Raw genomic sequence first — 13,946 nt, 5'->3', positions numbered from 1 at the left:
TTTTATTTGCAAACAGGAAAATCATACTTTCTTTCCAATATGTATAAGACATATTGAAAAGAGGAGAGAAAAATGTGGATCGAGGAATTTTTAAAGAAGTTCCATTACCGTGTGCATTTTTGGATGAAGTGGCTTTAGATAGAAATATTCAATCGATTATAGAGTTAAGTGGAAATAAGAAGATTCGTATAGCGAGTAAATCGTTACGTTCTGTTCCGATTATGCAAAAGATTTTAGCTGCAAATGATCGATTTCAAGGTATTATGTGCTTTTCACCTAGAGAGGTTTTATTTTTAATAGAACAAGGATTTAATGATTTATTGCTCGGATATCCTGCTTATGATGAAAGAGCTTTGTGTGAAATTAGTTTGCTAACAAAGAAAGGTTTCATTATAACTTGTATGGTGGATTGTGAAGAGCATATTGTGTATTTAGAAAAAATTGCTGAGAAATCTAAAGGATGTTTTCGTGTTTGTTTGGATATTGATATGAGTAGTCGTTTCTTTCAATTTCATTTTGGTGTACAAAGATCCCCAGTAAAAAATGTGAAGGATGCGTTGAAAGTAGTAGAAAAGGTGAGAAGGTCATCATATTTAATGTTAGATGGTGTGATGGGTTATGAAGCTCAAATTGCTGGGGTGGGAGACCATATACCGAATCAATGGCTGAAAAGTAAAGTGATTTCGTATTTAAAGCAGAAATCAGTGCTAGAAGTGAAAGAAAGAAGAGAATATATTGTAAAAGCAATACAAAAACTTGGTATTGAGCTAAGGTTTGTAAATGGAGGCGGAACAGGAAGCATAAAAACAACTGAGAAAGATAATTCAGTTTCAGAGATTACAATAGGTTCTGCTTTTTATTCTCCGAAGCTGTTTGATTATTATAAAGAGGTGAAATTTCATCCAGCGGTCGGATTTGCTTTACCAGTTGTGCGTAAACCAGTCCCGTTTATTTACACTTGCCTAGGTGGTGGATATATTGCTTCAGGAGCAGTTGGAAAAGATAAAGAGCCTGAAGTTTGGAGACCGAAGGGTGCAAAACTATTAGCTTTAGAAGGTGCTGGCGAGGTACAAACGCCAATTTTTTATAGCGGCGAGGAACGAGTGGATATAGGAGAGTCCATTTTGTTTCGTCATAGTAAGGCTGGTGAATTATGTGAGCGCTTTCCTTTTTTGTATCGTGTTAAAAAAGGAGAGATTGTTGGGGAGTATTCAACATATCGGGGGGATGGCCAATGCTTTCTATAAAGGGACAAAAGTGGAGGAATTGGACAGGGAATGTAGAAGGAACGCCGCATTATACGATGTATCCAGAAAGTATACAAGATGTAGTAGAAGTAGTGGGGCTTGCACGAAAAAAGGGGCAGAAAATTCGTGTTGTTGGTTCAGGACACTCGTTTACACCCCTTGTGCAAACGGAAGAAGTTTTAGTTTCTTTAGATGAATTGAAGGGCATTGTGAATATTGATGAAGAAAAGATGGTCGCTGAAGTGTGGGCAGGAACAAAGTTATATGATTTAGGGAAGTTACTTGAGGAAAAAGGTTATGCGCAAGAAAATTTAGGGGATATTGATTCGCAATCTATTGCAGGAGCGATTAGTACGGGGACTCATGGAACGGGTATTACCTTTGGGAGCTTATCAACACAAGTTATAGAGATTACGGCAGTTTTATCTAATGGTGAGAGTATAGTTTGTTCGGAAGCTGAGAACGTAGAATATTGGAGAGCGTTTCAGTTGTCACTTGGAATGTTAGGTATCATTGTAAAGATAAAATTGAAGGTTATTCCAGCGTATTCACTCGTTTATAAAAGTGAAAAACAGTCATTATCTACTGTAATGAACAAACTAGAAGAGTATAAGAAGCATCGTCACTTTGAATTTTTCGTTTTTCCTTATTCTGATGAAGTACAAGTAAAACTTACGAACGAAACAACGAATCAAGGCAGTGATTTGAAATGGCATAAACTAAAGGTGGAGTTACTTGAAAATAGGATGTTCTCTTTACTATCTAAAGGGTGTAAATGGTTTCCTTCTATAAGTAAAGGAGTGAGTCGATTATCAGCTAAGGCTGTACCAAACACAAAAATAATTGGCCCGAGCTATGAAGTATTTGCTACATCACGTACGGTACCATTTTATGAAATGGAGTATAGCATTCCTTCAAAGTATATGAGGACTGTGGTAGAAGAAATCTCAAATATTATTGAAAAGAAAAAGTATAAGGTGCACTTCCCGATCGAATGCCGCTATGTGAAAGGTGATGATATATGGCTTAGTCCAGCCTATGGAAGAGATTCAGCGTATATCGCTGTTCATATGTATAAAGGTATGAAATATGCTGCTTACTTTGGCGAAGTGGAAAAAATTTTTCTAAAGTATGAAGGGCGTCCGCATTGGGGGAAAATGCATACATTATCGTATGAGCAATTACAAGATATATATCCAGAGTTTCATTCGTTTTTACAGGCGAGGAAGTCTCTAGATGAACTTGGAATGTTTTTTAATCCTTATGCAGAAAAGTTATTTATCCCGCTATTTGCCGGGCAGTAAGACCCCCACTGATTAAAGTTTCACATTATGTATATAAAAAAGCTGACAAATAATTATTTGTCAGCTTTTTTTAGTGTAATTGCATTTCTTGTATGACTAATATGTTCATAAAAAAGTAGTTTATCACGGCTAAATACATGCAGTAAAACATGAATAATAAATAGGCCGTTAATGATAAATAGGAATAACAATGTAACGAGTAATACTAAAGGCTCTGTATGATTTAACATAGAGCTACTAGAAAGAATGTAATTGATTCCGCCTAACGCAAAATAAAATATACCGTAGCGAATAAATAGTTCTTTTAATGTAATACGATCTGATTTTCCTTTCAGGTGAATGCGAAGCAATGCTTTCCCAATTGTTTTTCCATTCGTAAAGTATGGAATAATAATAAAGTAAATAAGGATTGAACACGTAATGAAAATGAGTTCATACATATTGGTGTAAGATTGCATATTAGAAACGAAGAAAGAATTTCCTTTGTTTTTAACGACAGGTACAACGATAGATAAGAAAATCCAATCAATTTGCATCGCGATAAGGCGACGAATGAATCCGACTGGTTTCGTTTCCAAATCAATATGACTATCTAACTCATTTGTCTTCGGAAGGAAGTACGTAAATATTGGTGCAATGATAAAACCAATTACGCCACCTAATGTATTTAAAAACAAATCATCGATATCAAATAATCGGTATGCACAATTGTATATACCGTATAATCCAGTCACTTGTGTTAGCTCGAAAAATAGTGAAAGGAAAAAGGAAATGCAAATTGTTTGTAAGAAACTACGTCGGAAATAATAACGTAAGTAAATACCGAATGGAACAGTTAATAGAACATTAAATGCAACTTGTAAAAACGCAGACTCTTTTAATAAGTAGAAATAAGTAGCTGGTTTCGTTAAAACTGCCGATGTATGACTACTAATCTCTTGTATGAAATAAAATGGTGAGAGTTGCATGTGTTGTGTATTAGCCGGTTGTAGGCTACAAGTATCAAACGTTTGTGGTAACGGCAAAATAACAAGAAAATAGGCATTTAATAAGTAAAGTAATAATGAGTATAAAATAAATGAGCGCCATTTATTTAAATAACCGTATTTTCGATAATTAAATATTAAAAAAGGGATTAAAAGAAACATTGCTAAAAAGGGAAATAAAATAAACGCTGTTTTCACTGGAAATAAATATGCAGTCAAAGTAAAACTCCTTTCAATAAAAATTCGTTTATCATTATAGCGCTAAAAATATTTAAATACAAAGTTAAAATCTTTCGAAATAGAAATAATTACTAATTTTATAGGAATTAAGTTATAATAAATTTAATATGAGGATATTATGATTATATAAGTTGAGAGAGGGTACAAGAGATGCGATATGAACTTTTTTCTGTAAGTGGGGATCATATTACGACTTTTGAAAGTGCATGGCGTTTTCAGGAGGGAGAACAGATTTTTGTTCATGATGATCAAACAAAAAGAAACTTTATTATTATTCGTCTGACGCATGATGTATTTCAACAAAATAAACATGTTATTCGTTTGTATTGTCAAGAGAAGAAAGTGTATGCATAAGAGAAGCCCTCTTACAGTATGAAAAGTAAGAGGGGCCTTATCTCGTTATTTGTGAACAGCCCGATTGATGAGAGCTGATTAAAGTTTCACTTTATCATTTTGCCCCTCGTAAGGAATAAAAAGAGGAGGGTTAATGTACATAGCTAGCATTTGATTTGGAAGAAAGGATATAGCCTTGTATTTTGCGCTTCAAAGTTACATTTCTTTCTCTTTGAGAAAGCCATGTATGGTAATCTTGTTGTGTTTTCCATAACATACGAATCATATATTCTGTCTTATCATTTGTACGATGAACATGTGAAAACTCTATGTTAATACAACCGTTCGTTCCGGGAGAAGGATAATATTGTTTAAGCCCATAAAGAAGCTCACATTCATATCCGTACTTAATATGAATGAGTTTAGTAACAATAAACATATAAACACCTCTTTTACGATAATAGTAGGAAAGATAGCTTTACTATAATAGTGAACTTAAATAATATTATACTATTCAGAAAATTCAAAGTAAATAATAGATTTTAACTTAATAAAGGTATAAAAAAGCGAGTCATCTAGTGTAATAGAATGACTCGCTTTCAATTTGTAAGTTTCATTTTATAAGAAAATAAGAGTAAGTACACCTACGATAATACAATAGAAAGAGAAATATTTTAAATTTCCTTTTGCCATAATGTTCATAAACCATTTTAGTGAAATATACGTCATGATAAATGTTGCGATGAATGCAACAACATATGGCACGAATAATGTGTCTAGATTTGGATCATTTGCAATGTCTGTAATGCTTAACAATAAGCCACCTAAGCTAACAGGAATGTATAGTAAGAATGAAAAGCGAAGAGCTGTTTCTTGCTTCATACCAAGTAACATTGCTGCTACGATTGTGGCACCAGATCGGCTTATTCCGGGAATCAGTGCGCAAGCTTGTGCTAATCCGACGATGATTGCATCTTTCATAGAAAGGTCGCCATCATTTTTACGACCGCGTAAATTTCTAATAATCCAAAGGCCGACAGCAGTAATAAGAAGGGAAATCCCAACCATCTTCACACCTTTTAAGTACTGATCGATGTAATCTTTAAATAAAACACCAATAACACCTGCTGGAATGGTTGCAATAACAAGATAAATAATAAAGAAGAAATCTGATTTTGCGTCTTCTGCTCTTGTAAATATATAAGAGAGACCATTCTTCGTTAGACGAATTAAATCATTTCTATAAATATGTAATACAGCTAATAATGAAGCTGAATTAACAAGTAGTTCGAAGCTAAACCCTTCTATTTTTAGTCCTAGCAAATGTTGTGCTAAAACGAGATGACCACTTGAAGAAATCGGAATTGGTTCTGTTAGTCCTTGGAACAGACCGAGAATTAAATATTTTAAAACGTAGTAAAATTGTTCCATAATAACCTCCTTGTTTATTAGTTGAAAGAAACAACTTTTCCATTATAACAAAGATATGGATGAATATTGAAAAGAAATAAATATTCGAAATAAAATAAAAATCCCTCATAGCAGTATAAGGGATTTTTATTTTTAATTAAGAATTTACTGTTCCTTGAAGACTTTTAGACAATTGAACATCGACTTTTTCAGCATCATGAATATGATTCATAATAGTAGTATTTAATTTTTGGAACATTTGTTGTGTGTTAGCGAATTCTCGTAATATGTCATCATTACAAGATTTTTGGTTTTCAATAGCCTTAATAACATTTGTAGCACCATTTTGTAACGTTTGAATCATAACTAAAATATTTTCAATTCTAGCATTTGTATCGGCGCTCATTTCTACACCTTCATCGACTAAATGTAAATTATCTTTTGTGTTATCGTATGCTTTTTCAATTTCTTCTTGAATTTTTTTCGTTAAGTTGCCTATGTTTTTTGTACTTTCTGCTGTACTTTCTGCTAGTTTTCTTACTTCATTGGCAACGACAGCGAATCCTTTACCGTGTTCTCCAGCACGTGCGGCTTCAATACTCGCATTTAAAGCAAGTAAATTTGTTTGTGCTGCAATGTTTTGAATGACTTCTACAATTTGCTCGATTTCCTTTGAGCGTTCGCTTAGATGATTCATACTATTAGACGTGCGTTGGGATTGTTCACCTAATTTATTAATTACAATAAGTAAGCGGTGAACGGATTCTTTACCTTCATTAGAGCAGTCAATAATTTCTGCAATAGACTGAATTAAGCTTTGTTCCTTTTGTAACATTTCATTATTTAACTCATTGGAATGTGTCGTACGTGTTGAAACATTTTCGAAACATGAACTTAATTGTTGAACTAAATTTTGGAGTGTATTGTGTTGGTTATTTACAAGTTGGTGCTCTTGGACAACGCTTTGTACACGATCGTGGATAGTAGAAATAGTCTCTTGTTTTTCAATATCTTTTTGTTTTAATTCTGCTTCTAATTCTTGTATACGCTCTTCTAATTGAGCAATTGTATGTTGGAGTGATTTCTTTTGAGTAAACATGTATTTATTTCAACCGCCTTCGAAAGTTATATTTTCTCTATATTTGGATTTTAGCATCTTTTGTATTTTTTAAATATAGGAATTGTTAAATATTTAAGAATCTATTACATTTTATTCATAATTCTCTTTTTTTTGTCACGAAAAATAAACTGTATTTAATCGTTTTGTAAACAAACTGTAAAATAAATCATGTATAACTGTATAAGAAGGGAGTCGGATTATGAACTATTTTAAGCGAATCAGCTGTCTAGTATTAGCAGGAATTATCGGTCTTTCTAGTACAGTCGCTGTTAAAGCAGAGTCAAACGACGAGAAACTTAACAACATGCAACAGCAATTGCAACAAAACGATGCAGAAATGCAAAAGAAAGAGCAAGAGAAGCAAGCTGTTAGTAAAGAAATTAAAGGTATCGAAAACGAACTACATAATTTAAATAATACAATTGCAAAAAATAAAGAGGATCAAGCTGCTATTCAACGTAAAATCGATGAAACACATAAGCAGATTGAACAAAAAAAGGAAGAAATTGTCGTTTTAGAGGATAAAGTCCTTGCTCGTAAAGATATTATGAGAAAACGTATGGTTTCTGTTCAAAACAGCTCAAATACAAGTTTAGTAGTAGAAGTTGTAGTAGAGTCAAAAAACTTTGCAGACTTCTTACAACGTATGAACGCAGTTTCTACTATTCTAGAAGCTGATAAAGAAATTTTACGTCTACAAGAACAAGATCTTCGTCAAATTGAAGAAGATAAGAAAACAATTGACGATAAAGAAGCATCTTTAGTAGTAGATAAACAAAAATTAGCAAAAGCACAAGCTGAACTGCAAGATAACTTGAAAAAACGTCAAGATAACTTACAAACAGTTCAAGCTAAATATAATGAGGTTGCAAGTCAACTTAATTTAGCAGCGGAAGAAAAAGCTAAAATTGAATCAAATATGAAGGCAGTACAAGAAACAATTGCTCGTGAACAAGAAGCAGCAAGAATTGCGGCAGAAGAGCGTGCAAAAGCAGAAGCGGCTGCAAAAGCAGAGCAAGAAGCCTTAGCGAAAGCACAAGCAGAAATTGCTGAAAAGCAAAAGCAAGAAAAAGCTAGTAAACCGGCTGAACCAGTTGCTAATAATAATTCGAAGGTAGAACCTGCAAAACCTGCAAAACCTGCACAACCTGAACCATCTTCTAAGCCAACTGCTGGCGGGAAAGAACTTTATGTACATGCAACAGCTTATACAGCAGATCCAGGTGAAAATGGCTATGCACCAGGTCAACAAGTATATTCTGCATGGGGAGGCTATAATCTAACTGCAAACCCAGGAATGAAATTGATTGCGGTGGACCCATCTGTTATCCCATTAGGTTCTCGTGTATATGTTGAAGGATACGGAGAAGCAATTGCAGCAGATACTGGTGGCGCGATTAAAGGTCACAAAATTGATGTTTTAATGCCAGATAAAGCTTCGTCTAGTAAGTGGGGCAGAAAAAATGTTAAGCTTACAATTTTAAACTAAAACGTAATCCAACTTTACAATACGTAAAGTTGGATTTTTTTGTAAGAATAATGTTAAGTTGAGTTTACATTTTGTTAAGGATAGCATACAATAATGGTAAGAGGTGGTAAATTTGACCATTTTAAACAGAGTAAAAGAATTAAGAGCTCGTTTTAACTTTACACAAAGCGTATTAGCAGAAAAGGTGGGAGTAACGAGACAAACAATTGCAGCAATTGAAAAAGGGGATTACGTTCCTTCGTTGTTATTAGCACTTACGATTTGTGATGTGTTTCAGTTAAAGATGGAAGATGTGTTTGTTTTAAATAAGGAGGGGGAAGAGGATGAATAGAATTGTTTTTTCTTATATCATAAACGTGCTTTATACTGCTTTAGCATGCTGGACATTTGTTGAATTTTATAGTGTCATTACAGAGTTAGCAGATATAATTAAAAACGAGAAATTCCCATTTGAAGTATGGTTTAATGGAGTACCATTCATTTTATTATTTATTGGAGCAATTATAGTTACAATTTTTTATAGAATTCAAAAGAAAAAATATAAGAATTTATCTTTTTGGATGTATCCATTATTATTTCCACTAGAAGATGAACGTGAAAAAGCGATTACGGATAAAGCTTGCCGAACAACATTTGTATCGTTATGGTTTGTGTTACCTTGTGCAGTTGGATTTTTAACTTTTTCGCCTATTATTAATGAATATCTTCCTGGATACCCATTATATATTCTATTTTTGATTTTCTTTATTCAAATGACAGTATTTCACGTATCACTATACAGAAATAAATTAGCTTAAAAAGAAACCTTCTTGCACCGGCAAGAAGGTTTCTTTTTAAGCTAATACTTGTACATATGACGATATTATTTTATCATTTTATATAGAGTAAGATTTTGTAAGGGAAAGGAATTGTATATGAATAAGCAAAGAATTTATAGTATAGTAGCAATCCTTCTATTTGTTGTAGGTGGCGTGTTAATTGGAAAGCCATTTTATGATGGATATCAGGCTGAAAAGAAACAGACTGAAAATGTACAGGCTGTTCAAAAGATGGATTATGAAAAGCATGAGACGGAATTTGTAGATGCTTCCAAAATTAATCAACCAGACTTGGCGGAAGTAGCGAATGCATCATTAGATAAGAAACAAGTAATCGGTCGTATTTCGATTCCAAGTGTTTCAGTAGAACTGCCTGTTTTGAAAGCTTCTACTGAAAAAAACTTATTATCAGGTGCAGCGACAGTAAAAGAGAATCAAGTTATGGGAAAAGGAAATTACGCACTAGCAGGACATAACATGTCTAAAAAAGGTGTTTTATTTAGTGATATAGCTTCTTTGAAAAAAGGCGATAAAATTTATTTGTATGACAATGAAAATGAATATGAGTATGCGGTTACTGGTGTATCTGAAGTAACTCCTGATAAGTGGGAAGTTGTAGAGGATCATGGGAAAGATGAGATAACGCTTATTACATGTGTATCTGTAAAGGATAATTCTAAGCGTTATGTTGTTGCTGGTGATTTAGTAGGAACGAAGGCGAAGAAGTAAAAAAAGAAGGTGAACTCTTTAAAGAGTTCACCTTCTTTTTTACTAATGTTGAGAAATAATAGAATATTTTGGTTGGTATTTAAGTATTCTTCTATTTATGTATAATAAAGTTAGAATTCTATATTTTGGGAGGAACAAGAGTGAGACAACAGGTGAAGAAACTTCTTTTAACAACGAGTATAGCGTTATTGGTAGCTCCAATTTCAGCTTATGCGCATCCAGGGCGTACAGATGCTAATGGCGGACATACGTGTCGTACAAATTGTGAGAAATGGGGATTACAGTACGGGGAATATCATTATCACAATAAACCAGCTTCTAGTAGTGGTGCAACGAGCCCAGCTCCTAGCCAGAATAATAATAGTGCTGTAGAAGCTGAGAGACAAGCAGAAGCCCAGCGCAATAATGAGGCTGAAAAACAACGTGCTGCAGAAGCACAGCGTAAAGCTGAGGCTGAAAAACAACGTAATGCAGAAGCACAGCGTAAAGCTGAAGAAGAGAGACAACGTGTAGCCGAGGAACAAAGAAAAGCTGAAGAGGCACGTAAACAAGAGGAAGCGCAGCGCCAAGCTGATATGGAAAAAGGTCAACTTGAAGGTCAAAAGAATGGAGAAACTGATTTTAAAGCAGGAAAAAATGATGCAGAAGTGCATGTAGCTGGAAAATCTGATGCATATAAACAAGCGTTTAAAGCGACTTATGCAGCCGCATGGTCTTTAGAAGAGCAGAAGAAAACGCATTTTGAAAAAGGAAAAGAACAAGGTTTAGCACAAGAGACGATGGACGATAGTCAAGTTGCTCCAGAGTTTAAGGTAAACTTTGCAGACGGGTTCAAAGTAGGGAATAAAGAAAGAGTAGAAAAAATTGAAAAAGAGCAAGCTGAATTAGGGGAAAAGACAGGGAAAGAATTAGCTGAAAAGAATCCTGGAAATAGAGAGAAAGAAGTATACGTGAAGGCATATGAAACAGCGTATGAAAAAGGCTATAAATCTACAAAAAAGGCAGTAGAAAAAGCTGGCTATAAGTATGCATTTGAAAACTATGATTTAAAAGTTCCTGCTAAGTATGAAAGAAATGAATTGTTAAAGAAATGGTTTACTGAAGGATTTAAATCGAATAAAAAAGCAGCGGAAATTCGAGAAGAAGGGTATAAAAAGGGAGACAGCTGGTTCTCATTCTTCTATAAGAGTTTCGTACCAAGTGAATATAAAGAACATAAAGAGCTGTACGAACAAGCAATCGAAAAAGGTAAAACAGCATAAAAAAAGATGAGGAGAAATTCCTCATCTTTTTTAATCCATCCATTTCACTAATTTCTTAGAAATTAATAATAAAACACAACCTAATACAATTGCCACAGCGCCAATAACTGTGAATACTTCAGCGTATCCAAGTGAAGTTGTGAAGCTTGCAAGTTGTCCGCCTAAAATGTTGGCGATACCTGAACTTGCTAGCCATACACCCATTAGTAAAGATGCTAATTTTACCGGAGCAAGCGCACTAACCATTGATAGTCCGACAGGTGATAAGAATAGCTCACCTAACGTATGGAAAAGATACGTAAAGACGATAAATAGTAAGTTTGCTTTTTCTGTAATGTTATGTTCATCACTACCTGTTTTTAATGTTGCGATAACGAGAATGATATAACCGATACCGAGCAAGATCATCCCAAGTCCCATTTTAGTTGGGATTTTTAAATCACCGCGCTTGCGAGTTGCAAGTTTTGCCCATAATGCAGAAATGACTGGAGCAAGCAAAATAATAAATAATGGATTGACCGATTGGAACCAAGATGTTGGAACTTCCCATCCGAACACAGAGCGGTCTACAAATTTGTTTGTATATAATGTTAATGAGCTACCAGCTTGTTCAAAGCCAGCCCAGAAGAAGACAACGAAGCATGTTAAAATGACGATAACTGCGGTACGTTGTTTTTCTTTTTTTGTTAATGGTGTATCTCCTACTGATGGTTGTCCAGCAGCTGTTTGTAAATCGCGAGTTGGTTTTTTACCGATATTACCAAGGAAGCGATTTGATAGTGTTGTAAATAAAATTTGTCCAATAATCATTCCGATTGAAGCGGCTAAGAAACCGTAACGGAATCCGTAATGTACAACGCCATCAACTGTTGTTTTGAATAAATTTTCTGATAAAAATCCGCAAACGAGTGGAGCTAAAAATGACCCGACGTTAATACCCATATAGAAAATGGTAAATGCACTATCACGTTTTGGATCGTTCTCTTCGTATAATTCTCCAACCAGTGTAGAGATGTTCGGTTTGAAGAATCCGTTACCGATAATAATAAGCGCTAATCCGAGGTATAGGCCTAATTGGTTTTGCAAGGCAAATAGTGTAAGGTTACCGATTGCCATTGTTATACCACCAATTGTGATCGCTTTTCGTCTACCTAGAAAACGATCTGTTAAGTATCCACCAATCATTGGTGTGAAATAACAGGCTCCAGTGTAAAATCCGTAAATAGAGAGTGCCCATGCGGGACTAAACCCAAGACCACCGCTTACTAAAGCTGTCGTTAAATATAATGTTAATAATCCTCGTAATCCATAGTAACTAAATCTTTCCCACATTTCTGTAAAGAAGAGTAAGTATAAACCTGGAGGATGTTTCTTTTTTCTTTGTTGTTCTCTTTCTAGTTGTATCGTTGATTCCATTTTATTTTCCTCCTGACACAAACAAAAACAAAGTTAATAATTTTGTACATTTAATATTTTACCTTATTAACTATTATAAGTCAATAAAGGTTGATTTTTCAGAAGAAATTGGAAAAGGGGGATAGCTATAGAAGGGGGGTTTCTTTTGTGATAGACTATGGACTATGTTTTCTTTGTAAGGAAGCAGGTTATTGTACTTTTTTTATATGTGGAATTGATTTCATAAGAGATAAAATTAAAGAAGGAGAAAGAAATGAAATTGTTACAGAAAAAAGAAATTTTACTTATTAGTCTTATGTTATTTTCGATGTTCTTTGGAGCAGGGAATCTTATATTCCCACCTTTTCTTGGATATGAAGCAGGAGAACATGTGTGGATTTCATTAGTAGGATTTATTATATCAGCAACAGGTCTTCCTATATTAGGTGTTATCTCTATTGCAAAAGCAGGAAGTTTTCAAACGTTAGCGGGTAGAGTTCATTCTTCATTTGCAATTATTTTTCCATGTATCGTGTATGTATTTATTGGACCTGGGCTTGGTATACCACGTGCGGGAAGTTTAGCCTTTGAAATGGGGCCAGGTCAGTTATTCCCTGAAGCAGGAAGCGGAGTATTATTGTTTTATACAGTTATTTTCTTTAGTATTGTTTATTGGTTAAGTTTATCACCATCTAAGTTAATGGGTTTGTTTGGGAAAGTTTTAACACCATTATTATTATGTATGATTGCCATTATTTTTATAAAAAGTATGTTTACATCAGTAGGTGGCGTGAAAGAGGCTGCGGGGAACTATGGCCAAGCTCCTATGTTTCAAGGATTTTTAGATGGATATTTAACAATGGACGCGTTAGCTGCTTTAATTTTTGGAATTGTGATTGCAAATGCATTACGTGCAAAGGGTATTGAAGATGATAAAGGTTTAGCGAAATATATGAGTATTGCTGGAATTGGGGCAGGACTATTATTATCTATTATTTATGTCATCCTTGGATATGTGGGGGCAATTAGTGGCTCATTAGGAACATTTGATAACGGTGCGAAAGTGTTAGCACAAGTTATGATTACATTATTTGGACAGGGCGGAGTCGTTTTATTAGGTCTTATTTTTACTATCGCTTGTTTATGTGTTTCAATTGGACTTGTTACGTCTTGTAGTCAATTTTTTGCGATTGCATTTCCGAAAGTATCTTATAAAGTGTGGGCATTTATAGTAAGCGTTGTTAGTATGATCTTAGCTAATTTAGGATTAACGCAAATTTTAAAAGTATCAGTACCAATTCTTGGATTTATTTATCCAATTGCATTAACGCTTATTATTCTAGGGTTATTCCATAAGTATATTGGGAAGTATGCATACGTATATGCAGTAACTGTTTGGATTGTAGCAATATTTAGTGCAATTGATATTTTAAATAAAAATGTAATGATGAATCAGTGGACGTCAGTATTAAAATACATTCCATTTTATACAGAAGGTGTTGGGTGGATAGTTCCAGCTATTATAGGCGTGTGTGTTGGTGTCATCGTTAGCATTGTTCTAAATAAGAATAAATGAGTAAAAAGGTGTTTTCCTATTTTGGGAAGGCATCTTT

The 13,946-nt window shown here is 34.3% G+C and carries 13 protein-coding genes and 1 pseudogene; 9 read left to right on the top strand and 5 right to left on the bottom strand.

Annotated features, from left to right (window positions below; all coding sequences use genetic code 11):
* Nucleotides 1-74: 74 nt before the first annotated feature.
* Both CQ064_RS21725 and CQ064_RS21720 read left to right on the top strand, forming a co-directional pair.
* Nucleotides 75-1,247, top strand: coding sequence for an amino acid deaminase/aldolase (locus CQ064_RS21725; RefSeq protein WP_000373753.1), 1,173 nt, complete (start codon nt 75-77; stop codon nt 1,245-1,247).
* Complete coding sequence (locus CQ064_RS21720) at nt 1,235-2,551, top strand: D-arabinono-1,4-lactone oxidase (protein WP_000948955.1); 1,317 nt, start codon at nt 1,235-1,237, stop codon at nt 2,549-2,551. The genes CQ064_RS21725 and CQ064_RS21720 overlap by 13 nt, the downstream gene beginning before the upstream one ends.
* A gap of 53 nt (nt 2,552-2,604) precedes the next feature.
* On the opposite strand, the gene CQ064_RS21715 is transcribed toward CQ064_RS21720, so the two are convergent.
* On the bottom strand, nt 2,605-3,756 hold the full coding sequence (locus CQ064_RS21715) for a VanZ family protein (protein WP_000128017.1): 1,152 nt from the start codon (nt 3,754-3,756) through the stop codon (nt 2,605-2,607).
* Between the two features lie 171 nt (nt 3,757-3,927).
* Here CQ064_RS21715 and CQ064_RS21710 point away from each other — a divergent pair, with 171 nt between their 5' ends.
* Entirely contained in the window at nt 3,928-4,131 is a 204-nt protein-coding gene (locus tag CQ064_RS21710) for a hypothetical protein (protein ID WP_001268332.1), read from the top strand.
* Nucleotides 4,132-4,261: 130 nt separating this feature from the next.
* On the opposite strand, the gene CQ064_RS21705 is transcribed toward CQ064_RS21710, so the two are convergent.
* The 3 genes and pseudogenes from CQ064_RS21705 to CQ064_RS34445 all read right to left on the bottom strand — a co-directional run.
* Nucleotides 4,262-4,549: a hypothetical protein gene (locus CQ064_RS21705; RefSeq protein WP_000471243.1), complete on the bottom strand. Its 288-nt coding sequence runs from the start codon at nt 4,547-4,549 to the stop codon at nt 4,262-4,264.
* A gap of 179 nt (nt 4,550-4,728) precedes the next feature.
* Nucleotides 4,729-5,541: an undecaprenyl-diphosphate phosphatase gene (locus tag CQ064_RS21700; RefSeq protein WP_000434792.1), complete on the bottom strand. Its 813-nt coding sequence runs from the start codon at nt 5,539-5,541 to the stop codon at nt 4,729-4,731.
* 136 nt (nt 5,542-5,677) lie between these two features.
* Nucleotides 5,678-6,208: pseudogene (locus CQ064_RS34445) on the bottom strand (methyl-accepting chemotaxis protein); the annotation flags it as partial.
* 631 nt (nt 6,209-6,839) lie between these two features.
* On the opposite strand from CQ064_RS34445, the gene CQ064_RS21690 reads away from it, so the two are divergent.
* The 5 genes from CQ064_RS21690 (at nt 6,840) to CQ064_RS21670 (ending at nt 10,938) form a co-directional block, all read left to right on the top strand.
* The gene (locus CQ064_RS21690) at nt 6,840-8,129 is read left to right on the top strand and encodes a 3D domain-containing protein (protein WP_001105779.1); all 1,290 of its coding nucleotides are present in this window, start codon (nt 6,840-6,842) and stop codon (nt 8,127-8,129) included.
* A gap of 112 nt (nt 8,130-8,241) precedes the next feature.
* Entirely contained in the window at nt 8,242-8,460 is a 219-nt protein-coding gene (locus tag CQ064_RS21685) for a helix-turn-helix transcriptional regulator (RefSeq protein ID WP_000154019.1), read from the top strand.
* The gene (locus CQ064_RS21680) at nt 8,453-8,926 is read left to right on the top strand and encodes a DUF2178 domain-containing protein (RefSeq protein WP_001080042.1); all 474 of its coding nucleotides are present in this window, start codon (nt 8,453-8,455) and stop codon (nt 8,924-8,926) included. The genes CQ064_RS21685 and CQ064_RS21680 overlap by 8 nt, the downstream gene beginning before the upstream one ends.
* A gap of 117 nt (nt 8,927-9,043) precedes the next feature.
* Entirely contained in the window at nt 9,044-9,676 is a 633-nt protein-coding gene (locus CQ064_RS21675; RefSeq protein ID WP_001041724.1) for a class A sortase, read from the top strand.
* Between the two features lie 140 nt (nt 9,677-9,816).
* Complete coding sequence (locus CQ064_RS21670; RefSeq protein WP_001249808.1) at nt 9,817-10,938, top strand: YHYH domain-containing protein; 1,122 nt, start codon at nt 9,817-9,819, stop codon at nt 10,936-10,938.
* Between the two features lie 30 nt (nt 10,939-10,968).
* Here CQ064_RS21670 and CQ064_RS21665 read toward each other — a convergent pair whose 3' ends face one another.
* A complete protein-coding gene (locus CQ064_RS21665; RefSeq protein ID WP_000446273.1) occupies nt 10,969-12,354 on the bottom strand; it encodes a peptide MFS transporter in 1,386 nt (461 codons plus the stop codon).
* Nucleotides 12,355-12,607: 253 nt separating this feature from the next.
* Between CQ064_RS21665 and brnQ1 the strand changes: the two genes are divergently transcribed.
* Nucleotides 12,608-13,909, top strand: coding sequence for a branched-chain amino acid transport system II carrier protein BrnQ1 (gene brnQ1 / locus CQ064_RS21660; protein ID WP_000771703.1), 1,302 nt, complete (start codon nt 12,608-12,610; stop codon nt 13,907-13,909).
* Nucleotides 13,910-13,946 lie beyond the last annotated feature (37 nt).

This window comes from Bacillus sp. MYb78, assembly GCF_002975115.1.
Taxonomy (GTDB): Bacteria; Bacillota; Bacilli; order Bacillales; family Bacillaceae_G; genus Bacillus_A; species Bacillus_A cereus.
Note: the sequence above shows the minus strand (reverse complement) of the source record. Positions and strands in the feature narration are given on the sequence as shown.

What these genes read in the sequence shown, in the direction of transcription:
- CQ064_RS21720 (WP_000948955.1), top strand. Translation starts at nt 1,235, where the DNA reads ATGCTTTCTATAAAGGGACAAAAGTGGAGGAATTGGACAGGGAATGTA.
- CQ064_RS21710 (WP_001268332.1), top strand. Translation starts at nt 3,928, where the DNA reads ATGCGATATGAACTTTTTTCTGTAAGTGGGGATCATATTACGACTTTT.
- CQ064_RS21705 (WP_000471243.1), bottom strand. Translation starts at nt 4,549, where the DNA reads ATGTTTATTGTTACTAAACTCATTCATATTAAGTACGGATATGAATGT.
- CQ064_RS21700 (WP_000434792.1), bottom strand. Translation starts at nt 5,541, where the DNA reads ATGGAACAATTTTACTACGTTTTAAAATATTTAATTCTCGGTCTGTTC.
- CQ064_RS21690 (WP_001105779.1), top strand. Translation starts at nt 6,840, where the DNA reads ATGAACTATTTTAAGCGAATCAGCTGTCTAGTATTAGCAGGAATTATC.
- CQ064_RS21680 (WP_001080042.1), top strand. Translation starts at nt 8,453, where the DNA reads ATGAATAGAATTGTTTTTTCTTATATCATAAACGTGCTTTATACTGCT.
- CQ064_RS21675 (WP_001041724.1), top strand. Translation starts at nt 9,044, where the DNA reads ATGAATAAGCAAAGAATTTATAGTATAGTAGCAATCCTTCTATTTGTT.
- CQ064_RS21665 (WP_000446273.1), bottom strand. Translation starts at nt 12,354, where the DNA reads ATGGAATCAACGATACAACTAGAAAGAGAACAACAAAGAAAAAAGAAA.
- brnQ1 (WP_000771703.1), top strand. Translation starts at nt 12,608, where the DNA reads ATGAAATTGTTACAGAAAAAAGAAATTTTACTTATTAGTCTTATGTTA.